This window comes from Actinomadura syzygii (genome assembly GCF_008085905.1).
In the GTDB taxonomy this organism is placed as follows: Bacteria; Actinomycetota; Actinomycetes; order Streptosporangiales; family Streptosporangiaceae; genus Spirillospora; species Spirillospora syzygii.
Genome location: NZ_VSFF01000001.1, coordinates 724,577 through 748,834, shown reverse-complemented (window position 1 = coordinate 748,834; position 24,258 = coordinate 724,577). Strand labels below are relative to the sequence as shown.

At 72.3% G+C, this 24,258-nt stretch carries 22 protein-coding genes; 10 read left to right on the top strand and 12 right to left on the bottom strand.

The window, feature by feature from the left end; genetic code table 11:
- Positions 1-29: 29 nt before the first annotated feature.
- Positions 30-464 (bottom strand): hypothetical protein, encoded by a 435-nt coding sequence (locus FXF65_RS03650; protein WP_148348212.1) that lies wholly within the window; start codon positions 462-464, stop codon positions 30-32.
- A 231-nt stretch (positions 465-695) separates the two neighbouring features.
- Between FXF65_RS03650 and FXF65_RS03645 the strand changes: the two genes are divergently transcribed.
- Entirely contained in the window at positions 696-1,217 is a 522-nt protein-coding gene (locus FXF65_RS03645) for a GntR family transcriptional regulator (RefSeq protein WP_246198325.1), read from the top strand.
- A gap of 5 nt (positions 1,218-1,222) precedes the next feature.
- Positions 1,223-1,933, top strand: a complete 711-nt coding sequence (locus FXF65_RS03640) for a GntR family transcriptional regulator (RefSeq protein WP_148348210.1) — start codon at positions 1,223-1,225, stop codon at positions 1,931-1,933.
- A gap of 83 nt (positions 1,934-2,016) precedes the next feature.
- Here FXF65_RS03640 and FXF65_RS03635 read toward each other — a convergent pair whose 3' ends face one another.
- Positions 2,017-2,223: a DUF397 domain-containing protein gene (locus FXF65_RS03635; protein WP_148348209.1), complete on the bottom strand. Its 207-nt coding sequence runs from the start codon at positions 2,221-2,223 to the stop codon at positions 2,017-2,019.
- Positions 2,224-2,247: 24 nt separating this feature from the next.
- Complete coding sequence (locus FXF65_RS03630) at positions 2,248-3,111, bottom strand: helix-turn-helix domain-containing protein (protein WP_148348208.1); 864 nt, start codon at positions 3,109-3,111, stop codon at positions 2,248-2,250.
- 231 nt (positions 3,112-3,342) lie between these two features.
- On the opposite strand from FXF65_RS03630, the gene FXF65_RS44360 reads away from it, so the two are divergent.
- On the top strand, positions 3,343-4,023 hold the full coding sequence (locus FXF65_RS44360) for an ATP-binding protein (protein WP_222868352.1): 681 nt from the start codon (positions 3,343-3,345) through the stop codon (positions 4,021-4,023).
- Between the two features lie 170 nt (positions 4,024-4,193).
- Entirely contained in the window at positions 4,194-4,481 is a 288-nt protein-coding gene (locus FXF65_RS03620) for a hypothetical protein (protein WP_148348207.1), read from the top strand.
- On the opposite strand, the gene FXF65_RS03615 is transcribed toward FXF65_RS03620, so the two are convergent.
- The 3 genes from FXF65_RS03615 to FXF65_RS03605 all read right to left on the bottom strand — a co-directional run bounded on the left by FXF65_RS03615 (position 4,459) and on the right by FXF65_RS03605 (position 7,076).
- Positions 4,459-5,796 (bottom strand): sensor histidine kinase, encoded by a 1,338-nt coding sequence (locus FXF65_RS03615; protein WP_148348206.1) that lies wholly within the window; start codon positions 5,794-5,796, stop codon positions 4,459-4,461. The two genes, FXF65_RS03620 and FXF65_RS03615, sit on opposite strands and share 23 nt — an antisense overlap.
- The gene (locus FXF65_RS03610; protein ID WP_148348205.1) at positions 5,793-6,479 is read right to left on the bottom strand and encodes a response regulator transcription factor; all 687 of its coding nucleotides are present in this window, start codon (positions 6,477-6,479) and stop codon (positions 5,793-5,795) included. Before FXF65_RS03610 ends, FXF65_RS03615 begins: the two co-directional genes overlap by 4 nt.
- A gap of 63 nt (positions 6,480-6,542) precedes the next feature.
- A complete protein-coding gene (locus FXF65_RS03605) occupies positions 6,543-7,076 on the bottom strand; it encodes a DUF5666 domain-containing protein (protein WP_148348204.1) in 534 nt (177 codons plus the stop codon).
- 218 nt (positions 7,077-7,294) lie between these two features.
- Here FXF65_RS03605 and FXF65_RS03600 point away from each other — a divergent pair, with 218 nt between their 5' ends.
- Positions 7,295-8,542: an alpha/beta hydrolase family protein gene (locus FXF65_RS03600; protein WP_222868351.1), complete on the top strand. Its 1,248-nt coding sequence runs from the start codon at positions 7,295-7,297 to the stop codon at positions 8,540-8,542.
- Positions 8,543-8,753: 211 nt separating this feature from the next.
- A complete protein-coding gene (locus FXF65_RS03595) occupies positions 8,754-9,242 on the top strand; it encodes a hypothetical protein (protein ID WP_148348203.1) in 489 nt (162 codons plus the stop codon).
- On the opposite strand, the gene recQ is transcribed toward FXF65_RS03595, so the two are convergent.
- Both recQ and FXF65_RS03585 read right to left on the bottom strand, forming a co-directional pair.
- Positions 9,236-11,068 carry a DNA helicase RecQ gene (gene recQ, locus FXF65_RS03590; RefSeq protein ID WP_148348202.1) on the bottom strand — a complete coding sequence of 611 codons (1,833 nt, stop codon included), beginning with the start codon at positions 11,066-11,068 and terminating at the stop codon, positions 9,236-9,238. The genes FXF65_RS03595 and recQ overlap by 7 nt on opposite strands.
- Positions 11,069-11,111: 43 nt before the next feature.
- Positions 11,112-11,771 (bottom strand): HAD family hydrolase, encoded by a 660-nt coding sequence (locus tag FXF65_RS03585; RefSeq protein WP_148348201.1) that lies wholly within the window; start codon positions 11,769-11,771, stop codon positions 11,112-11,114.
- Positions 11,772-11,978: 207 nt separating this feature from the next.
- Between FXF65_RS03585 and FXF65_RS03580 the strand changes: the two genes are divergently transcribed.
- Both FXF65_RS03580 and FXF65_RS03575 read left to right on the top strand, forming a co-directional pair.
- Positions 11,979-12,443, top strand: a complete 465-nt coding sequence (locus FXF65_RS03580) for a hypothetical protein (protein ID WP_187412066.1) — start codon at positions 11,979-11,981, stop codon at positions 12,441-12,443.
- Between the two features lie 146 nt (positions 12,444-12,589).
- Positions 12,590-12,991, top strand: a complete 402-nt coding sequence (locus FXF65_RS03575) for a phage holin family protein (RefSeq protein WP_148348200.1) — start codon at positions 12,590-12,592, stop codon at positions 12,989-12,991.
- 16 nt (positions 12,992-13,007) lie between these two features.
- Here the strand turns inward: FXF65_RS03575 and FXF65_RS03570 are convergent, their stop codons facing one another.
- The 4 genes from FXF65_RS03570 to FXF65_RS03555 all read right to left on the bottom strand — a co-directional run bounded on the left by FXF65_RS03570 (position 13,008) and on the right by FXF65_RS03555 (position 19,924).
- A complete protein-coding gene (locus FXF65_RS03570; RefSeq protein WP_148348199.1) occupies positions 13,008-16,070 on the bottom strand; it encodes a hypothetical protein in 3,063 nt (1,020 codons plus the stop codon).
- A gap of 67 nt (positions 16,071-16,137) precedes the next feature.
- Positions 16,138-17,055, bottom strand: coding sequence for a cation diffusion facilitator family transporter (locus tag FXF65_RS03565; protein ID WP_246198324.1), 918 nt, complete (start codon positions 17,053-17,055; stop codon positions 16,138-16,140).
- A gap of 284 nt (positions 17,056-17,339) precedes the next feature.
- Positions 17,340-18,356, bottom strand: a complete 1,017-nt coding sequence (locus FXF65_RS03560) for a hemolysin family protein (RefSeq protein ID WP_148348197.1) — start codon at positions 18,354-18,356, stop codon at positions 17,340-17,342.
- Positions 18,344-19,924: a hemolysin family protein gene (locus tag FXF65_RS03555; protein ID WP_148348196.1), complete on the bottom strand. Its 1,581-nt coding sequence runs from the start codon at positions 19,922-19,924 to the stop codon at positions 18,344-18,346. The genes FXF65_RS03560 and FXF65_RS03555 overlap by 13 nt, the downstream gene beginning before the upstream one ends.
- Positions 19,925-20,338: 414 nt before the next feature.
- On the opposite strand from FXF65_RS03555, the gene FXF65_RS03550 reads away from it, so the two are divergent.
- Both FXF65_RS03550 and FXF65_RS03545 read left to right on the top strand, forming a co-directional pair.
- The gene (locus tag FXF65_RS03550) at positions 20,339-21,553 is read left to right on the top strand and encodes a hypothetical protein (protein WP_148348195.1); all 1,215 of its coding nucleotides are present in this window, start codon (positions 20,339-20,341) and stop codon (positions 21,551-21,553) included.
- Positions 21,550-23,970 carry a serine/threonine-protein kinase gene (locus tag FXF65_RS03545; protein WP_148348194.1) on the top strand — a complete coding sequence of 807 codons (2,421 nt, stop codon included), beginning with the start codon at positions 21,550-21,552 and terminating at the stop codon, positions 23,968-23,970. Before FXF65_RS03550 ends, FXF65_RS03545 begins: the two co-directional genes overlap by 4 nt.
- The last annotated feature ends 288 nt before the right edge of the window (positions 23,971-24,258 follow it).

Here is a 24,258-nt window from a genome sequence, read left to right as displayed (position 1 = left end):
TTCAATCTCTGATAGAGAGAGGGCCGCCCTTACACGCTCGTGAGGATGAAGACGAAGAAGAGCAAGAGGAAGAGCAGTACCAAACCCAGGCAGCCGAGCAGCACGGATTGCATCGCCAGCCCGCGCTGGCGGACCGTGCCGGGCAGACCGAGTTCACCGGCCATCGCCAAGTGGGCCGGACCGCGGTACTCCAACTCGGCCGACGCCCCGGGCGCCAGCACCATCGTCGCAAGCCCCGCCTGGCGGCTCCGCAGACTCTGAAAGACCGCCACCGAGACCGGGCGGTCTCCTGGTATCTCGAATGCCTTCCGGCCCCAGCGCTGCGGATAGTCGTTCCCGTCGATGTTGACGGTGACAGAGGAACCCGCGACCAGGCCGCGACGCAGGTTCAGGACGAGGATCCGGCGCGGCCCGTCGTGGTACCCCGCATAAGGAATCGGAGGCGTGCCCGTCGGTGGCTGCATGCCCCCAAAACCTACCGAACCACCTAACCGAATAATCCTCCCCCGAAACGGATAATGCCCGTGGGTTACCAGAGGTCGAATGGGGCGGCCCGCGCCCACACCGCCCCGAACCCCGCGGTGCGCCACCGGACCGCTGGGGGACGTCCAGTACGGGTGACTAGAGCCAGATGGCGGCCATAATGGTTTTCGCGATAAGTAGAGGGCGTTGAAGGGGCGAGTGTCGTGTGGGTCGTGAGTTCGCTGCCGTACCTGTCTCCCAGGCAAGAAGGACAGGTCGATGCGTGGACCGAGGAGGCTGCGCAGGCTGGACGGGTCGGCACGCAGCGGTTGCGGGACGTGTCGACAGAGGTTCCGCCCCCGGACGTGGCCACGGCCTTGGGGCTGGCGCCTGGACGTCCGGCCGTGGTGCGGCGCAGAACGATGCTCCTCGATGGACGGCCCGTCGAGCTCACCGACTCGTGGTATCCGGCTGAAATCGCTGATGGCACCGCCCTCGCCGCCATGGGGAAGATCAAGGGTGGTGCCGTGACCCTGCTCGCGAACATGGGCCGTTCGGTGCACGAGGCCCGGGAGGACATCGCCTTCCGGGACGCCACGGCCGACGAAGCCGCCGAATTGAACCTCCCCGCGGGGACGCCGGTGATCGTCTTGTCGCGTACTTGCCTGGACGCCGAAGGCGCGGTGTTCGAGGCGTCCGTCATGGTGATGGGCGCTGAGGGGCGCCGTTTGCGGTACCGGCTGGTTGCGGGTTGAGCGCGATGACGCGACGAGCGGATGACCGTCCTCCGTACGAGCAGATGGCGGCGGAACTGCGGGCCCGGATCATGGCCGGGGACCTCCTGCCGGGAACTCAACTGCCTTCCACGGCGCTGCTGGTCACAGAGTTCGGTGTCTCCAATACGACCGTGCAGAAGGCTCTGGCGGTGCTCAAAGCCGAGGGCTATTTGACGAGCCGTCAAGGCAAGGGCGTGTACGTCCGTGATCGCCAGCCGTTCCGGGTGGAGGTCGGAGCCTATTTCTCACCCTCTCCTGGCGGATATTCCTACGAGTTGCTGCACGTCGGAGAGGTCCCGGCTCCGAACGAGGTGGCCGAGGCGCTCAACATCGACGCGGGCGGGCATGTGTTGCTGCGTCGGCGGTTGCTGCGCCACGGCGGACGGCCCGTCGAGGTCGAGTGGTCGTACTACCCGCTGGAACTGGCGAGCGGTACCGCGCTCGCCGGATCGAAGAGGATCCCCGGCGGGGCGCACCGCGTTCTGGCCGCCCTCGGATACGAACTCCAGCACTTCGTAGACGCCGTGTCCGCGCGGATGCCGACGAGCGAGGAGGTCGACCTCCTGGTGCTGCCGGACGTCCCCGTGATCCGCCAGTTCCGGGTCGCCTTCTCCCACGACGACCGTCCAGTAGAGGTCTCAGTCCTGGTCAAAGGCTCACACCTGTACGAGCTGACCTACCGCCAGCTCGTCTAACCTCGCGCCTTGCGATAGGGGAGGTGGGTCTTCGCGCTGTGGAGCGCCGGAGGACAGAGCGCTCACTGGGGGGCGGGGCTAGGTCACGGGAGGTCGAAGTGGCCGTCGCGTGCGTCCGCTATGAAGGCGGCCCAGGTCTCGGGGGTGAATGAAAGGTGCCCGGCGTTCGGGGTCTTGCTGTCGCGGACTCCGATCCTCGGCATGAGGTCGGCCACTTCCACACAGTTGCCGCCGTTGTTGCTCCGGCGGCTCTTTCGCCAGACGGCGCGGGAGAACTCCGCGTCGGCCATGGCCCGCACCTCCTCGATCGCGACTCACGACAGTTCGTCGGCTACGCGAGTGATCATAGTCAGCGACTCGTCGGGATCGAGCGCTTTGGCTATGAGGTAGTTGAACATCAGTGTATAGCGCTCGACTTGGGGCGTCTCTTCCAGATAGAGGCTGCCTGTCTGGTTCTCCAGGTAGACCACATCGGGGTCGCTGGCCCCCGGAAAGTCCAGAATCGTGAACGATCCGTCCATCGCTGGATGCACTCCGGCCTTGAAGGGGAGTACCTGGACGCTCACTTGAGGCCGACGGGCGAGTTCTACGACGTGGCGTAGCTGGGCGCTCATCACCTCCTCGCCCCCGACCACTCGGCGGATCACGGCTTCGTTCACCACCGCCCAGAACTTCGGCGGGTCCTCTCCGGTGAGGCGCTCCTGGCGGGCCGAGCGCACGTCGATCTTGTGGTCGATCTCGTCATCGTTGCCCACCGCAGGCGCGGCGTTGAGGAACGCCCGGTAGTAGTCCGGGGTCTGGAGCAGGCCGGGCATGAGTTCGGACTCGTACGCCTTGATCGAAGCCGCCTCGGTCTCCAGGCCGACGAAGAACTGGAACCAACTGGGGATCGCGGCGCCGTACGAGTGCCACCATCCCCGCTGGCGGGCTTCGCGGGCGAAGGTGAGCAGCACCTCTTGCCTGTCGGGGTCCACTTCGTAGATGTCCAGCAACACGCGCAGGTCGGCGGGGCGGACGCGGCGTTCGCCGTTCTCCCATCGGCTGATGGTCGAGGCGCTGAAGTCGTCCTGGGCTCGGCTCACGACCTGGTCGATCGTCAGCCCGCATTCTTCCCGCAGACGTCGCAACTCGTAGCGCAGTCGGCGACCGCGCACGGTCGGACTCGGGCGTATCGGCACGACCCTGCCTCCAGTTTTGGAAAGTTGCCGATTGGGACTTGCCGAGAGGGTATCACTGGGTGCACTCTTGACGGCGTTAGCTTGCCAGCGTCACAGGCTGCGTGTGAGTGCTTCTGGAGAGTTACGAAGCATTTGGCGGACCCGGTCGTGACGTGTGCGAAGAGACAACGACCCGGCCGGTGCTTACCGCACCGTGTCCGGGGCCTTGCCCGGCTGGAAGGAGTCGGACTCGTGGGCGACTGTACGGGCAGGCCGCTGGACGTCCTGGCGGCCAAGTTGGCGCAGCGGGGATACCTCGCGACCGTTTACGGCGGGACGTTGGTCGCGTCGCTGGGGGCGCGGGGTGAGCAGGTGATCGTGTGTGACGGGCGGCGGTTCCGGCTGGGCGGCGAGCGCGGGCATGTGCTCGGCGAGGTCGGGGCCGAGTCGGCGGTGGCGGACCGGGCCGTCCGGGTGCTGCGGCAGATCAACCGCACCGCCGAGGGCGCGCTGGACGTGCGGTTCCTGGCGGCGCGGACGGCTCCGGGGCAGGTGCGGATGCTGGTGGAGTTGCGGCTTTCCGCATGGGGGATGGCGGGGTTGCGGGACGACGTCACGTTGATCGCAAGTGAGCTGGTCTCGAACGCGGTCGTGCACACGCCGGACGGTGGCGAGATCCGGGTGCGGTTCACGCGGGTGGCGTGCGGGGTGCTGCTCGCGGTGTGGGACTCCTCGGACGGCAGGCCGACGATCAAGCGTCTGCTGGAGGCGGTGGCCGGGGACGCGGCTCCCGACGCGGCGGCCCTGGACCCCGGGCATGACGACGGGACGGGCGGGCGCGGGCTGCCGATCGTGGAGGCGCTGGCGGCCGCGTGCGGCGTGACCCCGACTGAGCCGAGCGGGAAATGGGTCTGGGCGCGGTGTGCGGTGTGACCCGTCCGGGTCGGACGAAGGCTGCTCGACGGATCAGAGAGAAGGGTGTGGGCGGGTTGGGTTTACGTGGAGCGGTTGGGCGGTGGCGGGTCGTCCTGGACTGTCGGACATGCCTAGGCCATGACGTGGCGGTGCGCAGGTTGGAAGCGTTGCGGGTTGCGCTCTTGCCGATGGGATGGCGATGCGTCGGCCTGTACGACCGGGACGAGTTCCGGTTTCCCGTGCCCCTGCTGTGGGTGTGCTGGGACGGGGCCGTCGACAAGGTCGGGGCCGTGGTGACCGTGCGGGCCGTGCCGGGACGGGCCTGGGCCTACTTCGAGGCGGGAGACGGGCGGGGCGGGTTCGTCTCGCCCTGCGGGGACGCCAGGTCGGCGGCCATCGCGCTGGACCTCATCTTGCGACACCGCATGGTTCCGGCCGAGGACGGCGGGGGCGTTAGTGCGGAAGGCCGAGTGTGATGCGGACGGTTGTTCCTCTGGACGGTTCGGAGAACAGTTCGGCGCGGCCGCCGTGGGCGGCGGCGATGGCGGCGACTATTGGGAGGCCCAGGCCCGCGCCCGTCGTGCCCTGTTCGGCTCGGTGAAAACGCTCGAAGGCGCGGGCGGCGTCGGCGGGAGACATACCCGGGCCCTCGTCGCTCACCTCTATGACGCCCGGCGCAAGGCGAATGGTCGCGGGCGTGCCGGGTGGGGTGTGTGCGCGGACGTTCGTCAGCAGGTTCGCCAAGATCTGCCGGATGCGCGCCTCGTCCACGTCCGCGACGAGCCTCTCCGGGGCGTCCAGGACGAGGGGGCGCGCGGGCTCTGCGGCGGCGGCGTCGGCCATCGCGTCGCGGGCCAGGGCGACGAGGTCGGTCGGTGCCGGGCGCAGCGACGCCTCCCGGTCGAGGCGGGCTAGTTCCAGCAGGTCGCTGACCAGCTTGTTCATCCGGGCGGCCTCGTCCTCGATGCGGCGCATGGCGTCGGGCAGCTCGTCCGGTCCGAGTGCGCCGTGCCGGTACAGCTCGGCGTAGCCCTGGATCGTCGTCAGCGGGGTGCGCAGCTCGTGCGAGGCGTCGGCGGCGAACTCGCGGACGCGGGCCTCCGAGCGGCTGCGCGCCCAGAACGCCTGCTCGATCCGCTCCAGCATCACGTTGATCGCGGCGGCCAGGCGGGCCGTCTCGGTGCGCGGCCCGGGGTCCGGCATGCGGGCGCGCAGGTCGCCGCCGACCGTGATCGCGTGCGCGGTCGCGGCCATCCGGCCGAGCGGCAGCAGGCCGCGGCCGATCAGCCACCGCCCGAGCACGATCAGCGCGGCGAGCAGCAGCGCGGCCGTCGCGGCCTCCGTCAGGACGAGGTTCCGCACCGCCGAATGGATCTCGCTCAGCGGCGCCGCGACGACCACGACGCCGTTCCGCCAGGGCCGCGCCACCGCCCGCAGTCCGGGCAGGGAGAACGGTTCGAGGGTGCGGGCGCGGGCGGCGAGCTCGTCCGGGCCGAGGCGCTCGACCTCGGCGACGGCCCGTTCGGGGGACGGCAGGTCGCCGCTGAGCACGCGCGCCTGCCCGCCCGGCCCGACCGCCAGCACCACGAACCGCGCCGGAGCCACCCCCTGCTCCGGCAGGCCGGGCCGCAGCAGCCGGGACACCGCGCGGTCCCGGGTGGCCTGGAGCTGCTCGTCCACCCGGTTCATCAGGTAGCCGCGCAGCACGAGCGCGCTGACCAGGCCCATGATCGCCAGCCCGGCGAAGGTGACGCCGAGCAGGCCCGCGAGCAGCCGGGCGTTGAGCGTCATGGCCGCAGCGCGTAGCCGACGCCGCGCTGGGTGTGGATGAGCGGGGTGCCGAGCGGGTCGAGCTTGCGCCGCAGGTAGCTGATGTAGGTCTCGACGACCTGCGGGTTCCCCTGGTCCCAGCCCCACACGCCGGTGAGGAGCTGGGACCGCGACAGCACCATCCCGGCGTGCCGCATCAGGTACGCGAGCAGGCGGAACTCGGTGGGCGAGAGGTCGACGTCCACGCCCCCGCGGCGGACACGCCAGTGCGCCTCGTCCAGTTCGAGGTCGGCGACGCGGAGCACCTCGCCGTCCGTTTCGGCGGACGGCGGGGCCGTCCGGCGCAGCACCGCCCGCACCCGCGCGACCAATGCCTCGATCGAGAACGGCTTGGTGACATAGTCATCGCCGCCGAGCGTGAGACCTGTGACGGTGTCGGACGGCGTGTCCCGCGCGGTCAGGAAGATCACCGGGACCTGGTCGCCGTCCGCGCGCAGCCTCCGGCACACCTCGAAGCCGTCCAGGTCGGGGAGCATGACGTCCAGCAGGACGAGGTCCGGACGTTCCGTCCGGACGGCGCGCAGGGCGTCCGCCCCCGTCGCCACCGTGCCGGTCGTGAAGCCGTGGAAGCGCAGCGCGACCTCGATCAGGTCGCGGATGTTGGCCTCGTCGTCCACGACGAGGACCCGCCGGTTCTCGCTCATCGGCTCCCGCTGATCGTGCCGTCCGCCCAGGTCGTGGCTCCGAAGTTACCCGCCGTACCCGACCTACCGGGCCTTCGGGACGCGGACCAGCCGCGCCGTGCGGGTCTCGCTCTCGCCGGACCGCTCGCCCGCGACCATCACTTGGTCGCCGTTCGCGAGGGACTTCAACTCCGCCTTGTCGCCGTTCTTGCGGACGAACGTCTTGTCGTTCGCCGTCCACGTCCAGGACACGCCGTCGTCGCTCCGCACGGTCAGCGTCGTCCCCGACACGGCGGTGATCTTGCCGCGCTGCCAGGTGGAGAGGTGGAAGCCGTCCTTGCGCTTGACGGTCGCCTCACCGTGCACGCCGCCGAACCCGCCGCCGCCCCGGAACCAGCCGCCTCCCCACCGGTGCGGCTGACCCGGGCGCCCGTTCTCCGGACGGCCCTGCTCAGGGTGCCCCTTGTCCCAGTGGTGCGGCCGCGCCGACGGCGCCGACGACGGCGACGACGACGGGGACGGGTCGTCCGCGGCCGCCGGAACGGCGAGGTACAGCCCGAGCCCGAGCAGCCCGGCCGCGCCGACCCCGGCGGCGATCGTCTTACGGTCGATTCGCATGGCGATCAGGTAACCGGGCGCACCTGGCAGAAGTCCAGGCGGTTTCCTGAGAGAACCCTGAGAATCGCCACGAGCGCAGACCGGTCGTCGCGCGAGTACCCGGAGGGGAAGTCAGGGATGTTCCTGGTTCGACCCTGAGATCGCGTTCACGGCCTGTCGCCGTGATCTCTCCGACGCCAGCATCGAGAAGTCTTTCGACCACCGATGAGGGAGTCAGAGTGAACCCACGGGCCTCGCAGCCATCACGCCGGGCGGTACTGCTTTCGGCCGGAGCGGCGGGAATCGGGCTCGTCGTCGCCGGGACGGACCGTCGGAGCGCGGACGCAGCCATTCCGGAGGCAACGGCCGCACGGCGCCGCGGGGGCCGGATCCGGCTGACGCTCCCGGCGCCGACCGGCGGGCACCGCATAGGGACGACCTCGCTGCATCTGGTCGACCGTTCCCGGCGCGACCCGTGGACGTCCACACCACGCGAACTGATGATCAGCCTGTGGTATCCGGCGCGGACCACCGAAGGCGACCGCGTCCCCTGGATGACCTCCGCCGCGGAGGCGCTGTACAGGCAGCAGACCAGCCGCAACCTTCAGACGTCGCTGGACGCCGTCGACTTCCCGCTGACGCACGCCCGCCGGAACGTTCCCGTCAAGGCTCGTCACGGCGGCCGTCCGGTCATCATCTTCTCCCCGGGCTACGCCGCGATGCGCGAACAGGGCACGACACTGGTCGAGGACCTGGCCAGCCGAGGCAATGTCGTCGTCACCATCAGCCACACCCATGAGGCCCAGTTCGTGGAGTTCCCGGGCGGACGGGTCGAACCGAGCCGGCAGCCCGCCGACCCCGACTACGCACTGGCGCTACGGACCCGGCGGGACGACACGACGTTCGTGTTGGACGTCCTCGCCCGACTGAACAGCGGGGCGGGCACGACCATCCGGGGCCGCCACCTGCCCCACGGCCTGCGGGGCGCCCTCGACCTGTCCAAGGTCGGCATGTTCGGGCATTCGCTGGGCGGTGCCGCGGCCGCGGAGACGATGGCTCAGGACCCTCGCGTCCGCGCCGGCGTCGACCTTGACGGCAGCGTCATCGGCGCCGCCCGGGACACCGGCCTGGACCGCCCGTTCCTGCTGACGGCCAGCGCCGGTCATGGGCGCGACAACGACGATTCCTGGGCGGACTTCTGGTCCCGTCTGCGCGGTTGGCGCCGCCAACTGCTCCTGAAGGACTCGGGACATCAGACCTACACCGACCTGGGCCCGCTCGTGCCGCAGTTGATCAAGGCGCTGCCCATCCCGCCGCAGGTGGTCGCCAGGCTCATCGAGAACATCGGAACGATCGACCCCGACCACTCCGTCGCCGCCCAGCGGGCCTACCTGGCCGCCTTCTTCGACCTGCACCTGAGGCACCATGACGACCACCTGTTCGCGGGGCCGTCGCCGCGCTACCCCGAGATCGAGTTCGTCCCCTGAGCCACCCGCCGCCGCGACCGGTGCCGAGCGCGGGCAGCGACGTGGGCCCACCTCCGAACGAGCCGGGCCCTGGCAGCCGTCCGTCCATACTTCGACGGGCGTCGAGATGTCCTCGGTTTAGCTTGAGGCCGGGAGCGCTGTCGGCCTCCCCTGGGTGACGGCCATTGCGTGCAGTTCGCCCAGTTCTGGATTCTCAAGGTGGAGGCCGTGGATGTCCGAAGAGGTGCCGATCACCGATGACCGCGAACCCGCGTTGCTCGTGACGGCGATGGTCGACCACGTGCTCGACCTGGCGGCGACCTGGACGGTCTGGGACGGTCGTCCGGTGCCCGAGGGAGACCGGATCTACACCCCGCACAAGGCGATCCGCCGGGTCGCCGACCACCTCGTCGACCATCTGGCCGAGGTGGAGGCGCGGCTGGCCGGGCGTCCGACCATCCCCGACGACTGGCATGCGTCGGCGATCACGACTCCCGCCGACCTGGCGCCGTTCACCGACCAGGACCTGGACGAGGCCGTCAGTAGGCTCACCCGGCTCGGCCATATCTGGGCCGACCGGCTGACCGTGCTCACCGCGGACCAGCTCGATCAGTCACCCGGCGAGGGATGGACTTTCCGGCAGATCGTGTTCCACCTGACCGATTCGGCGGGCTACGCCGACGCCGTCGGGAAGCTGTCGGCGGCTGGGCCCGGTCACTGACCCTCCTCCGGCGAAGACAGGGTTTCCAGGACTTGCTCGCCGTATTTTGCGAGCTTGTTCTCGCCCACGCCGTTGACGCGGCCCAATTCGGTGAGGGACGCGGGAAGGGCGGTGGCGATTTCGCGGAGGGTGGCGTCGTGGAAGATGACGTAGGCGGGGACGCCCTGCTCCTTCGCGGTGGCGGCGCGCCAGGCGCGGAGGCGTTCGAAGATCGGCTGGGCCTCGGCCGGGAGGTCGGCGGCGGGGGCCTTGCGGTCCTTGGCGGCCTTGGCGGGCTTCGTGGCGGGACGGTCGGGCTCGCGGCGCATCATCACCTTGCGTTCGCCGCGCAGGACGTCGGCGCTCGCGTCGGTCTGGAGCAGGGTGCCGTGGTTGCTCTCGACGGCGATCAGCCCCTGCGCGAGGAGCTGGCGGACGACGCCGCGCCATTCGGTCTCGCGTAGCTCGGCGCCGACGCCGAACGGTTTCAGCGAGTCGTGGTCGAACTGGATGACCTTCGCGCTCTTCTTGCCGAGCAGGATGTCGATGATGTGCCCGGCGCCGAACTTCTGGCGGCGCTCGCGGTCGAGCCGGACGATCACCGACAGGACCTTCTGCGCGGCGACGGTCGCGTCCCACGACTCGGGCGGGGTCAGGCACGTGTCGCAGTTGCCGCACGGCTCCCCGGACTGGCCGAAGTAGTTCAGCAACTGGACGCGGCGGCACTCGACCGTCTCGCAGAGGGCGAGCATGGAGTCGAGGTGGGCGGCCTGGCGGCGGCGGAACGCCGGGTCGCCCTCGCCGCCGTCGATCATCTTGCGCAGGTTGACGACGTCCTGGAGGCCGTAGGCGAGCCAGGCGGTGGACGGCTGCCCGTCGCGTCCGGCGCGGCCCGTCTCCTGGTAGTAGCCCTCGACGGACTTCGGCAGGTCGAGGTGGGCGACGAAGCGGACGTCGGGCTTGTCGATGCCCATGCCGAACGCGATGGTCGCGACGACGACGAGACCGTCCTCGCGGAGGAAGCGGGCCTGGTTGGACGCGCGGGTCTCCGCGTCGAGACCCGCGTGGTAGGGAACGGCCTCGATGCCGTTCTCGGTGAGGAACGCGGCGTGCTTCTCGACCGAGTTGCGGGACAGGCAGTAGACGATCCCGGCGTCGCCCTTGTGCTCGGTCTGGAGGAGGCGCAGGAGCTGGCGTTTCGCGTCGGTCTTCGGCTCGATGCGGTACTGGATGTTGGGACGGTCGAAGCTCGCGACGAAGTGGTGCGCGTCCTCCAGTTGGAGGCGGGACGCGATCTCGCGGCGGGTCGCGTCGGTCGCGGTGGCGGTGAGCGCGATGCGGGGCACGTCCGGCCAGCGTTCGTGCAGGCCGGACAGCATCAGGTAGTCGGGACGGAAGTCGTGCCCCCACTGCGACACGCAGTGCGCCTCGTCGATCGCGAACAGCGCGACGTCGGCGCGGTCGAGCAGCTCGACGGTGGCGGGCAGCCGGAGCCGCTCGGGGGCGAGGTAGAGCAGGTCGAGCTCGCCCGCCACGAGCTGCGCCTCGGTGACGCGGCGCTCCTCGAAGTCCTGCGTGGAGTTGAGGAAGCCCGCGCGGACGCCGAGCGTGCGCAGGGCGTCCACCTGGTCCTGCATGAGGGCGATGAGCGGGGAGATGACGATCCCGGTGCCCTTCCGGACGAGCGAGGGGATCTGGTAGCACAGCGACTTCCCGCCGCCGGTCGGCATCAGGACGAGCGCGTCCCCGCCGCCGACCACGTGGTCGACGATCTCGCGCTGGCCGTCGCGGAACGCGTCGTAGCCGAACACGCGCCGCAGGACATCGAGGCTCTCGGGGGAGGTCACCGCTTCATACTATGAGCGGCCGCGGACAGCGTCCGGGCAATCGTCAGCTGTGGATAACCTCGACCAGCTCGGGGGTGACCTCGTCCAGACCGGCGGCGACGTGGGCGGCCAGGTCGAGGGCGTCGGACGCGGGCGGGTGCGCCGGACGCGGCACCGCGATCACCGTCATCCCGGCGGCGTGCGCCGAGCGGAGGCCGTTCGAGGAGTCCTCGATGGCGACGCACGCCCGGCTCGGCACTTCCAGTTGGGCGGCCACGGTCAGATACCCGTCCGGGGCGGGTTTTCCGCGGTCGACCTCTTCGGTCGACACCGTCGCGCGGAACAAGGCGTCCAGTCCCAGTTGGCCGAGCACCAGGTCGATGAGCGCGCGGGGAGACGAGCTGGAAAGGCCCAGGGGGTGGTGCTCCGCCATGCGGCGGACGGTCTCCTCCGCTCCGGGCAGTACGGGGAGGTGCTCCTTGTACTTGATCGACATCCTGTCGATCACCTGGTAGGCGACCTCATCGGCTGTGACGCCGTCCACCAGGTCGGTGGCGATGTAGGCGGCCCATTCGACGGTGCTCATGCCCATGAGCCGTTCCTGTGTGTCGGGCAGCCAGCGTCCGCCGCGCTCGGCGACGTAGCCGCGCCGCACGTCCTCCCAGACCGGTTCGGAGTCGATGAGGACGCCGTCCAGGTCGAACACGACGGCCTGTACGGGCATGGCGTTCCTCCACGGGTCTCGGCGGTGTCCGGGGATGCTCCAGCAAAGATCATTACCCGGGGCGACCGGGATGGAACCTTCTGCATTGGATCGGACTAAAAGCGTCTGACCTGGATTTATCCGACAAAACTACATGATCCAGTTTTCGTCTGGCATGGTGGGGGCCCTCCGCACCCCCTCCGGAGTCACAGCAGAGGAGAGCTGCCCATGGTGTTCCTCGGTTTCCTGCTGGTAGCGGCGGCGGTCGTCGTCGGCGCCGGCGTCGTGCTCGACAACACCGGATCCGCCCACCTCGTCGTCTTCGACCGGAACGTGCCCGGCATCAGCGAGGAATGGCAGGTCTTCGCCGCGGGGACGGCCATCGGGGCCCTTTTCGTCATCGGCATGATGATGACCTTCATGGGGGCCGCTCGCCGCCTGCGCGACCGCCGGGACCTGCGCGACCTGCGCGACGAGCACGAGGAGTCGCTGACGACGCTGGAGATGGAGAAGCGCCGCCTCCAGCGGGAGTTGGCCCGCGTCCGCCAGCAGCCCCGCCCGGCACCGGCACCGGGCGCGCCCGCGCCCGCGCCGACGGTGCCGCCGCAGGGGCGGCGCGAGCCCGCCGCCGCCCCCGCCGCGCCGCGCTCCCAGGTCACCGCCCGCTCCCCCTTCTTCGACCGCGCCGACTGAACGTCCGCGCGGCCGCCGTGGGGGACGACCCCCACGTGCTGACGAACTGGCTCGTTCCGTCTCGTTCTGGATGATGACGGGCTTGTTCGGGCGAATCGCCGCGTAGAGGGATGACGAACCGCGGTCGCGACCCGCATGATCGTGGTGTGCGGATTCTTCTCAAGGTGGGCATCACCGCGGTCGCTCTGTGGGTCGCCACGGTGCTGATCAGCGGCATCACGGTGGAGGGCGACACCGCCGGTCGGCGGGCCCTCACCCTGATCGCCGTCGCCGTCATCTTCGGTCTCGTCAACGCGATCATCAAACCGGTCATCAAGACGCTCGGCTGCGCGTTCTACGTGCTCACGCTCGGGCTGATCGGGCTCGTGGTGAACGCGCTGCTGCTCTGGCTCACCAGCGAACTGGCCGAGGAGCTGTCGCTGCCGTTCCACGTCGGCGGGTTCTGGGCCGCGTTCTGGGGCGCGATCGTCGTCGGCGTCGTCGGCTGGGTGCTGCACGTGATCGTCCCGGACGAGAAGCGGAAGAAGGACGACGACGACCGCGACTGACGCCCCCTGACCCTCCTCAACCCTCCTCGACCAGGCCGGGCGCGGCGGCCTCGGCCCGGCCGAACGGGCTGGTCGCCTGCCTGCCGGACGGCGCGTCCGCGTACTCCCGGTACTCCGCCGGGGACAGGCCGGGCGCGCTCACCAGGACCCAGCGGCGGGCGCGGACGGCGCCGATCAGGAACTCCGCGTCCGTGACGGCGCCCGCGTCCGCGACGATCAGCGCGTCGAACGGCTCGTCGCCGACGGCCAGGCCGACGCCGACCGGGGTTCCGGCGACGAGGTCGGCGGTGCGGAGGAGGACGTCGCCCTCCGCCGTCAGCTCGCCGTCCAGGTAGCCGGTGAGCTGCTCGATCCGGGCCATCGCGCGGCGCTGGTGGCCGGGGACCGCCGCCGGGTCGTCGGCGGGGTCCGCGCCGCAGGTTGCGACGACGTTCTCCCGCGACCGGGCCTCCGTCCGCGCCGCCGTCTCCAGGTCGGCCTCGCGGGCGGACGTCTCCTCGGCGGCCTCGGCGGTGCGCCGTTCCAGCTCGGCGACCTTCTCCGCGGCCCGCCTGGCGGCGACCTCCGCGTCCGCCCGCGCCTGGCGGGACGTCGCGAGGGCCTCGTTGCGGGCCGTCCGCGCCGCGTTCACCCTCTCCTGGACCGCGTGCGCGGCCTGCTGCGCGGCACGGGCCCGCAGGCCGTCCTCGGTGGCCTTCTCGACGGCCTCCGACGCCGCCCGCGCATGTTCGCGGTGCTCCGCCGTCGCGGTCTCCCGCTCGGTCGCGAGCCAGGTCAGCTCCGTGCCGAGCCGCTCCTGCGCCTCCTGCGCCGCCCGCAGCTTCGCCCCGCCCTCGGACACGAACGACGCCAGCCCGCGCCGGACGCGCTCCGCGTGCTCCGCCGCGTCCTTCGCCTCGCGCGCCCGCTTCGCGGCCTCGTCGGCGTCCCGCGTCCGGGCCTTGACCTCGGCGCGCAGGCCGCTGAGCTGCTCCGGCGGCGACGACACGTGCAGCCGCTGCCCGAGCGTCATCTTCCGCCGCACCCCGGACAGCGCCGACTCCGCCGACACCAGCCGGTAGTACGCGGCGTGGCCCTCGGCGGCCGCGTCCGCGTCGGCGGCGGTGAGGCGGTGCGCCTCCTCGGCCGCGCCGGGCAGCGCCTCCCGCGCCCGCGCCAGCTCGTCCGTCAGGGACGCCTCCGCCTGCCGCGCCGCCTGCAACTCCGCCTGCGCGGTCTTCGCGCGCTCGTCGAGTTGGACGCACCGCGTGTAGGAGGCGTCGGCCGTCCGGGTCAGCGCGTTCGCTCCGGCGGCGGACTCGTCCGCGATCGCCTGGAGCCGCTCCGCCTCCGCCCGCGGACCCGCCAGCTCCGCCTCGGCCTCCTCCTGGACGGCCACGAGCCGCTCCGCCTCGGCCTCGGCCTCCTCCGCCGTCCGTCCGGCGGCGGTCGCCGCGTTCCGCGACTCCTCGATCGCGCCGGTCAGCGCGGCGCGCTCGGCCTCCAGCGCCTCGGCGCGCCGCAGGTTCTCGTCCTGGACGGCCTGGAGCGCGGCCGCGTCCCTGGGCCACTGTTCGAGCCACATGAGGCCCCGCCGGAGCAGGCGCGTCTCCGTGTCCCACGACTGCCGCCACGCCTGCCCGACCGGACGCAGCGCCGCCGTCCGGATCCGCGTCTCCGGCGCAGACGGGCCTTCCTCGGGGACGGCGGGCTCGGTGGCGGGCAGCGCGGGAAGCGGCTCGACCCGCGTGACGGCCGACGCGCTCTCGCTTTCGGCGGGCTGCGGTTCGGGCTCGGGCTGCGGTTCGGGCGTGGCGGGCAGGGGCGCGAACTCGACCGTCTCGCTGGAGCCGGGCCGCCGGGGCGGCTGCGGCTGGACGGGCGGCTCGTTCGGCTCGCCCGGTTCGTCTTCCAGCGGCGGGAGGGCCTGCGTCGCCACGGACGGGGACTCCGCCGCCGCCGGATGCGTCTCGATCTTCAGGGAGAAGACCTCGGGGTCGTCCTCCAGGGAGAGCAGCAGCTCCGCCGCGCGCTCCGGCGTGGGCGCGATCAGCAGGGCGCGCTCGTCGGCCGCGGCGAGCTCCTTCACGATCTCGCGGACCACCTCGTCCGGCCGCTCGGCCCGGACGAGGCGCAGGCCGTCCGGCTCGGCGTCCAGCGTTCCGGGGGCGACGAGGAAGCGGGCGAGGGTCTCCCAGTCGCCCGCGACCTGCCCGCTCCGCAACGCCTGGAGCGCGGCGACGTGCGGCGCCCAACCGGCGGGCGGGACGTCCTCGGGCACTTCCTTCAGGCGCGCGTCGAGGTGCTCATACAACTCGGCCAGCGGACGGTACACGTCCTCGACCAGCTCACGCCCGCCCCACCCGTCCTGGACGACATGCTCCCCAAGCGGCGGCGTCACCGTCGCTTCGTCCTGCAAGGGAATGGTGCTGAACCCGGCCCGAGGATCAAACCCGTCCTCCGGCTCAACCACGGCCGCGGGCTCTGGCTCAGCCTCGAAATCGCTCTGGGCGACGGGCTCAGGCTCAGCTTGAGCTTCGGCAACAGGCTCGGCCTCCGGATCGGCCCAGGCGGTCGGCTCCGGTACGGGTTCGGGGTGTGTTTCGGGGACGGGTTCCGGCGCAGCTTCGAGTTCGGTTTGCGGGGCGGGCTCGGGTTGCGTCGCGGAAGCGGGCGCCGCCCCGACCTCGGCCTGCGAATCGGCCCAGGCGGTGGTCTCGGGCTCAGGTAGTGCTTCGGGGGCGAGCCTTGTCTCAGGCTCGTATTCGGCTTGGGCGGCGGAGGCAGGGTCGGGTTGCGTCGCGGAAACGGGCTTCGCCTCTGCCTCGACCTCCGAATCGGCCACGGCGACGGGCTCGGGTTGCGTCTCGGGGATGGGCTCGACCGTCGGTTCGGGGTCTGGGGCGGGGACGTCGGGAACGGTCTCGCTTGCGGGGGCGTCCGGGTCGGACGTCGGGAGCTGTGCCACGGCGGGGTCGTCCTTGTCGGGGAGGGGGACGGTGACCGTCGGGACCTCCGACTCGGGGACGTACACCGGCGCGGGTTCTCCGCTCCCCGTGGTCTCCTCGTCGGGGCCGTTGGTCTCTGATGGCTGCTTCACGCGCGTCATCCCGTCCCAGATCGTCCGCCCGGGGCCCTAATTTCCCCTTCTTCGCCGGACTAACGTCTCACACGTCCCGGGATCGGCGATGCCCGGCCAGGACCGCGTGATGATCTTCACCGTCGCGGGCCTCGGGATCCGGGTGGACGACGGCGCCGGACAGCCGGGGCAGCGCGTGCAGCAGGCTGTGCTCCGCGTCCACGGCGACCCGGTGGGCGTGGACGACGGTCGAGCCCGGGTCCACGACGACGGCGCACTCGGCGCGGAGGCGGTGCCCGATCCAGCGGAGCCGGACGTCCCCCACGCCGAGGACGCCGGGCGTGGCGCTCAGCGCGGCCTCGGCGCGGTCGACCAGGGCCGGGTCGACGGCGTCCATGAGGCGGCGCCACACCTCGCGGGCCGTCTGCCGCAGGACGGCCAGGATCGCGACGGTGATCAGCAGCCCGACGACCGGGTCCGCCCAGGGCAGGCCCAGCGCGACGCCGCCCGCGCCGATCAGGACGGCGAGCGAGGCGAACCCGTCCGTGCGGGCGTGCAGGCCGTCCGCGACGAGGGCGGCGGAGCCGATCCGGCGGCCGACGCGGATGCGGTAGCGGGCGACCAGCTCGTTGCCCGCGAACCCGACCAGCGCGGCGCCCGCCACGGCGGCGACGTGGTCCACAGGCTGTGGATGGACGAGCCGCTCCACGGCCGCGAACCCGGCCGCGACCGCCGAGACCGCGATCGCGAGGACGATCATCACGCCCGCCAGGTCTTCGGCGCGCCCGTACCCGTAGGTGTAGCGGCGGGTCGGGGGACGCCGTCCGAGGACGAACGCGATGCCGAGCGGGACGGCCGTCAGCGCGTCCGCCGCGTTGTGCAGCGTGTCGCCGAGCAGCGCCACCGAGCCGGTGAACGCCACGACCGCCGCCTGGAGGACGGTGGTCGCGCCCAGGCCCGCGAGCGAGATCCACAGGGCACGCATCCCCTGCGCGCTCGCCTCCATCTCGGAGTCGACCTTGTCGCCCGCCTCATGCGAATGCGGCCGAACGGCATGAACAACCCGCCCCCGCCACGCAGCCCACCCCGCACGTCCCCGACCGGAGCCATGCCCATGGCCGGGCTCGTGACCGTGGCCGTGGCCATGACCACGGTCGTGCCCAAGTCCGTGATCGTGGCGGTGAGCAAGATCGTGTCTGTGGCCGTCTGTGCTCATAGGTCCACGATGAACCTGAAATCGCGTTGCAGCACCTCGACACCTGCGGCGTCATCGCAGGTACGGGGGCTTTGTCAGTGCGGGTTCGTGGCCAGTAGCTCGGCGAGGACGTCGTCCAGCGTCACGATCCCGGCGAACTCGCCGTCCGCGTCGTTGACGACGGCGAGCTGGGCGCGGGCGCGGCGCATGCGGCTGACCGCGTCCAGGACGGTCGTCTCCGCCGTCAGGACGGGCGCCGGGTGGGCCAGCTCCCCGGCGCGCCGCCGTCCGTCCGGCTCGGTGATCGCGGCCCGGACGTGCACGATCCCCGCCATGGAGCCGTCCCCGTCCCGGACGAGCATGCGGTTGTGACCGCTCGCGGTGGCGGTCCGCCGGATCTGCGCGGCGGTCGCGTCCGCGCCGATCGTGGTGACGGACGTGGCGGGCACGACGAGCCGTCCGACCGTGGCCTCCCGCGCGGAGATCGCCCGGCGCAGCAGCTCGTGGTCGTGCCGCCCGATGAGGCCGAGCCGCCGGGATTCGCCGACGAGGTGGCTGAGCCGGGCCGGGTCGGTGTGGTCGTCCAGCTCGTCCTTCGGCGTGACGCGGATGAGGCGCAGCAGCGCGTTGGTGACCGCGTTCAGCGCCGCCAGGATCGGCCGGGACACCTTCGCGAACGCCCGGAACGGCAGCGCGAGGATCACCGCCGACCGCTCGGGATGCGCGATCGCCCACGACTTCGGCGCCATCTCCCCGACGACCATGTGCAGGAACGTGATCACGGCCAGCGCGCAGCCGAGCGCGATGGCCTTCGACCCCGTCTCCGGGACGCCGAGCGCGTGCAGCGGCGGTTCGAGGAGGTGCTCGAACGCGGGCTCGGTGACGATCGCGAGGCCGAGCGAGCACATCGTGATGCCGAACTGGGCGCCCGCGAGCATCAGCGACAGCTCCCGGACCCCGGCGAGCGCGGCGACGGCCGGACGGCTGCCCTTCGCGGCGGCACGTTCGAGTTGCGGACGTCCGGCCGCGACCAAGGCGAACTCGGCCGCGACGAAGAAGCCGTTCCCGGCCAGCAGAAGCACGGTGATGACGAGTGGCGTCAGGAGGTCCACGACGCCTCCTCAGACTCCGCGGACTCTCCGGATTCCCCGTGTCTCGCGGGATTCGCGGATTCCGAAGCCTGTTCGTACACCTCGACCGGCGTGATTTCCCCGGCCCGCTCAGCCGTTCCAGCCTGTTCGGCAGCTCCGGACTGCTCGGTCTCTCCGGCCCGCTTGGTCGCTGCGGCGTCCCCTGCCCGCTCGGCCGTCCCGGATTGTCCGGCCTCTTCGGCCTGCCGGGACGCTCGGGGCTGGTCGGGGGGCTGGGTGGTGGGGACGGTTCGGATTATGCGGATCTTCTCGGCGACCCGTCGGGCCACGCTGACGACCTCCAGTTCGACCGGCGGGCCGCCGTCCGGTTGGACCGTCAGGCGGTCTCCGGCGGACGGCAGGCGTCGCAGCTCGGCCATGACGAGGCCGCCGAGCGTGTCGTAGGGGCCGTCGTCCGGGAGGTCGAGCCCGGTGAGCCGGGCGACCTCGTCGATGCGCATGCCCGCGTCGACGAGCCACGAGCCGTCCGGGCCGGACGTCGGGGCGTCCTCGCGCTCGTCGGTCTCGTCGGCGATCTCCCCGACCAGCTCTTCGGCGACGTCCTCGAAGGTGAGGATCCCGGCGAGGCCGCCGTACTCGTCCACGACGCAGGCGAACTCCTCGCCGGAGTCGCGCATCCGCTCGATGACCCCGTACAGCGGCTGGCTGCCGGGCACGAACAGCGCGGGCCGCGCGACCGTCCGGATCGGGGTGGCCGGGTCGAGCGCGTCGTCGGCCACCTCGCGGACGCCCGCGACGCCGACGACGTCGTCGACCTCCTGCCCGTACACCGGGTAGGCGCTGTGCCCCGTCTCGCGGATCAGCGCGACGAGGTCGGCGACGGGCGCGGTGCCCGGCAGGGTCCGGACCTGGGGGCGCGGCACCATGACCTCGTCCGCGCGGAGGTCGCCGAAGGACACGGCCCGCTCCAGCAGCCCGGACAGGTCGGCGGGCAGGTGCCCCGAGCCGCGCGACTTGCCGATGATGTCGCCCAGTTCCTCAAGCGTCGCGCCGCCGTGCAGCTCCTCGACGGGCTCGACGCCGACCGCGCGCAGCAGCCGCTCGGCGGAGCGGTCGAACAGCCGGATCACCGGCCCGGCGACCGTCAGGTAGAAGAGGGTGGACGCGGCCAGCGCGCGGGCCAGCGCCTCGGCCCGCGCGAGCGCGAGGTTCTTCGGGAACAGCTCGCCCAGCAGCATCTGGATGAGCGTGGCCAGCACGAACCCGGAGGCCAGCGCGATCGCCCCGGTCGCGCCCTCGGGGACGCCGAGGACGTCCAGCAGCGGACGGATCAGCTCGGCGAGGGCGGGCTTGGCGATGAACCCGACGACCAGCGTCGTCATCGTGATGCCGAGCTGCGCGCCCGACAGCATGAACGACAGGCGTCCGATGACCTTCACGGCCCGCCGGGCGGACGTGTCGCCCCGCGCGGCGGCCTGTTCGAGCGTCGCCCGGTCGGCGGCGACGTACGCGAACTCCTGGGCGACGAAGTATCCGGTGGCGGCGGTGAGGACGATCACCGCGAGCACTCCGAGCGTCGCGCTCAGCATGGGGCACCGGGTCTATCACTGGGGTCCGACACCGCGGACTCACCACTCCTCTCGAAAGACGTGCTCGAATGTCGTAACGTCACCACGGAAAACGAGGTTCCCGGAGCACAGGGTACGGGTCGGCCTCCGGAGCGGCCGCGGGTCGGCCCCAGGCAGCCGGTCGGCCGTCCGAATCGGGGCGGCGGGGAGCCGGGCGCGGCCATTCGATCGCGATGAGATCGAGATCCGCGATCATCGGTACAGAATGGTGCTTGTCTGGTTCGGTGTCACGGATCACACTTGTATGAGAGCGTACGCCCGATAGTGGACCGGTCCGTGCTCCCAGACCGCCGTACCGGGCATGCTCAGGGGGTCCGTAGGAGAGCGAACGCGGGGCTGACGTTGGACCATAGCGGGGCCGGGCCCACCGCGCCCATGAGCCGGGAGGGCGTCGACCATGCCCTGCGGACGCTCCGCGCCGAACGCGACCGGATCTCCGCCTCCCTCCTCGACCTCGACGGCCACGAGGGCAGCCGCCTGCTGGAGGGCGCCCGGCTGACCGGCGAGACGTGGCGCCGCTGGGACGACGCGAAGACGCGGATGACGTCCCTGTGGGCGCTGTTCGACGCCTACCAGCGCGTCCTCGAAACGGCCCGGGAGCTGCGCGACCGGAACCCGCGGCCGGACGCGGCGACGCTGGTCGAGCTGTCCGGGATGCTGTCCGGGCTGTCGGTGGAGCTGCCCGACGGCGAGATCCCCCTCCAGGACCGCACCCTCCTCGGCCCGCACGAACGCCGGGTCACGCTGGAGGAGGCGGTCGCGCTGATGTCGGAGGCGTACACGTTCGTCGCCGGCGAGATCGCCGCCGCCGACGCCGCCTGGACGGCCCTGCTGCTCCCGCTGGAGAAGGCCGAGGAGTGCTGGCGCGGCACGGCCCGCCTCGCGCACTCCCTGGACGGCACCCGCCACCCCGAGCTGGACCGGGTCGGACGCGAGCTGACCGCGCTCGGCCGCCTCATCCGCACCGACCCGCTGTCGCTCGTCCGGAACGGCGCCCCGGACACGACCCGGCTCGACCGCGTCCGCACGATCCTCACCTCCCTCGGCGACGAGCTGGCCGGGGTCGCCCGCATGCGCGACGACTACGAGGGGCTCGTCGCGCGGGTCACCGCGTCCATCGAGGAGATCGAGGCGACGGAGCGGCGCGCGCACGAGGCGCACCGCACCGCGCTCAGCAAGATCGAGTCGCCGAACCTGCCCGCGCCGTCGCACGGGCTCGGCCGCGGGCTCCGCGACCGGCTCGCCGCGCTGGAGCGGCTGCGCGAGGCGGGCCGCTGGGTCGAGATGGCCGGACGGTTCGCCGAGCTGGAGCGGGCGACGGACGACGCGCTGGAACGGGCGCGCGGAGACCTGCGTCTGAGTGCGGGCCTGCTGGACCGGCGCGGCGAGCTGCGCGGCCGCCTGGAGGCGTACCGGGCCAAGGCCGCCCGGCTCGGCGTCGTCGAGGACGAGCACCTCACCGAGCTGTACGGGGAGGCGCGGGACGTGCTGTGGACGGCGCCCTGCGACCTGCGGCGGGCGACGACGGTGCTCGCCGAGTTCCAGCGGGCGCTGCGGGCGTGCGAGAGCGAGACGGGGACCCGGCGATGAACCGATGCGCCCAGCCCGGCTGCACCGGCGAGGTCGAGCCGGACGGCTTCTGCGACACCTGCGGCATGGCCCCACCGACCCCGGCGGCCCCGGCAGCCCCTTCCGCCGCGTCTGCCCAGCCCGCCGGACCCGCCGTCCAGCCGGTGACGCCCGCTCCGGTCACGACGCGGACGCCGGTGGCGCCGCCGACGACCAGGCAACCGTCCGGCAGCCCGGACGGCTCCAGCGGACGGAGCGGCCCGAGCGTCGCCTCGGCCGGGTCGGCGGCGTCCTCAGGCGGCTCGCGGGGCCTCGGCTCCGGACGGACGGCGTCGCGCGGCGGCAGCCGGAGCTCCAGCGGCTCCAGCGGGTCCGGGCGGCGCGGGATGCTCGGCGCCGGGCTGGTCGACGTCCCGCCGGTCCCGGCCCGCGACCCGGCGTCGGCGGTCATGGAGAAGCCGGAGGTGCCGGAGAACCGGCGCTTCTGCAGCAGCTGCGACGAGAGGGTCGGCCGCAGCCGGGACGGGCGGCCGGGCCGCACCGAGGGGTTCTGCGCGAACTGCGGGCACCCGTTCTCGTTCACGCCGAAGCTCCACCACGGCGAGCTGATCGGCGGGCAGTACGAGGTGCTCGGCTGCCTCGCGCACGGCGGGCTCGGCTGGGTGTACCTGGCCCGCGACCACAACGTCAGCGACCGGTGGGTCGTCCTCAAGGGCCTGCTCGACCTCGGGGACGCCGACGCGATGGCCGCGTCCACCGCCGAGCGGGCGTTCCTGGCGGAGGTCGAGCACCCCAACATCGTCAAGATCTACAACTTCGTGCAGCACGGCGGCTCCGGCTACATCGTGATGGAGTACGTCGGCGGACGGTCCCTCAAGGACATCCTGCTGAGCGTCCGCCGCGACCACGGCGACACGGCGGCGCTGCCGCTCGGCCAGGTGATCGCCTACGGCCTCGAAGTGCTGAGCGCGCTCGGCTACCTGCACGGCGTCGGCCTGCTGTACTGCGACTTCAAGCCGGACAACGCGATCCAGTCGGAGGAGCAGCTCAAGCTGATCGACCTCGGCGGCGTCCGCCGCGCGTTCGACGTGGACAGCCCGATCTTCGGCACGCCCGGCTACCAGGCCCCCGAGATCAGCTCGCAGGGCCCGTCGGTCACGTCCGACCTCTACACGGTCGGCCGGACGCTCGCCGTGCTCAGCTTCCCGTTCCGCGGCTACACCGGACGCCACCTGCGCAGCCTGCCGCCCCGCGAGGAGGTGCCGCTGTTCCAGCGGCACGAGTCCTACCACCGGCTGCTGCGCCGCGCCACGCATCCCGACCCGGCCCGCCGGTTCCAGAGCGCGGCGGAGATGGCGGAGCAGCTCACGGGCGTGCTGCGCGAGGTGCTGTCGGCCGAGGACGGGCATCCGCGGCCCGCGCCGTCCCCGCTGTTCGGGCCGGAGCAGCACACCGCGGGCGCGGAGATCGTCGAGGGCCTGGGCGCGGACGGCGCGCGGCCCGGCGCCGCGGCCCCGCCGATCCTCGTGCCGCTGTCCCCGGCGGCAGCGGCGGCGGCGCTGCCCGTCCCGCTGGTCCACGGGTCCGACCCGGCCGCCGCGTTCCTCGCCGGGCTCACCGCCCGCGACCCGGGCGACCTCGCGGCGGCGCTGAGCGCGGCGCCGGTCGCGTCCCGGGAGGTGCGGGTCGCGCTGGTCCGGGTCCGGATCGAGCTCGGCGACCTGGACGGCGCGCACCGCCTCCTCGAAGAGCTCGCCGCCGAGGACCCGGACGACTGGCGCGTCGACTGGTACCGCGGCGTCCGCGCCCTCGCGGGCGGGCGCGGCCGGGAGGCGGCGGCCGTCTTCAACGACCTGTACGACCTCGCGCCCGGCGAGCAGGCACCCAAGCTGGCGCTCGCGTTCTGCCACGAGACGCTCGGCGACCTGACCCGCGCGGAACGGTTCTACGAGACGGTCTGGCGCACCGACCCGACCCATGTGAGCGCCGCGTTCGGGCTGGCCAGGGCCCGGCTGGCGGCCCGCGACCGGCTGGCCGCCGAGCACGTGCTCGACTCCGTCCCGCGCATTTCGAGCAACTACCTGGCGGCGCAGCTCGCGTCCGTCGCCGCCGCCGTGCGCGGCCGGGGGCCGACGGAGCTGGACGCCGCGTCCCTGGTCGAGGCGGGACGGCGGCTCGCGTCCCTCCGGCTCGGCATCGAGCGGGCGGCGGCGTTCGAGGCGGAGGTGCTGGAGGCCGCGCTCGCCTTCGTCCTGACCGGACGCACCACGCCCGCCGGGTTCCGTAGCCAAATCCTCGGCACCGAGATGCGCGAGGACCCGCTCCGCGTGCGGCTGGAGGCGACCTACCGCACGCTCGCGCGCTTCGCCGACGACGCCGGACACAGGCACGCGATGGTCAAGCGCGCCAACGCCGTCCGCCCGAGGACGCTGTTCTGACGATGGACGCGGACCAGTACACCCACGCCGGGCCCTGCCATGGCTGCGGCCAGCCCGTCCGCCGCGACGACCGCTTCTGCGAGCAATGCGGCCGCCCCGCCCCACCGTCCCCCCACCCCCAGGCCCAGCCGGGAGCCCCCCGCACCACCCGCCCCGCTCCGACGCTCACGGACGCACCAACGCGAACCCGCGCGGAGCACCCCGCCCCGACCAGCCCCGCCCCGACCAGCCCCGCGCCACCGTGGCCGAACGCGGCCCACCCCGCGCCCACCGCGCCGGCGCCCGTCC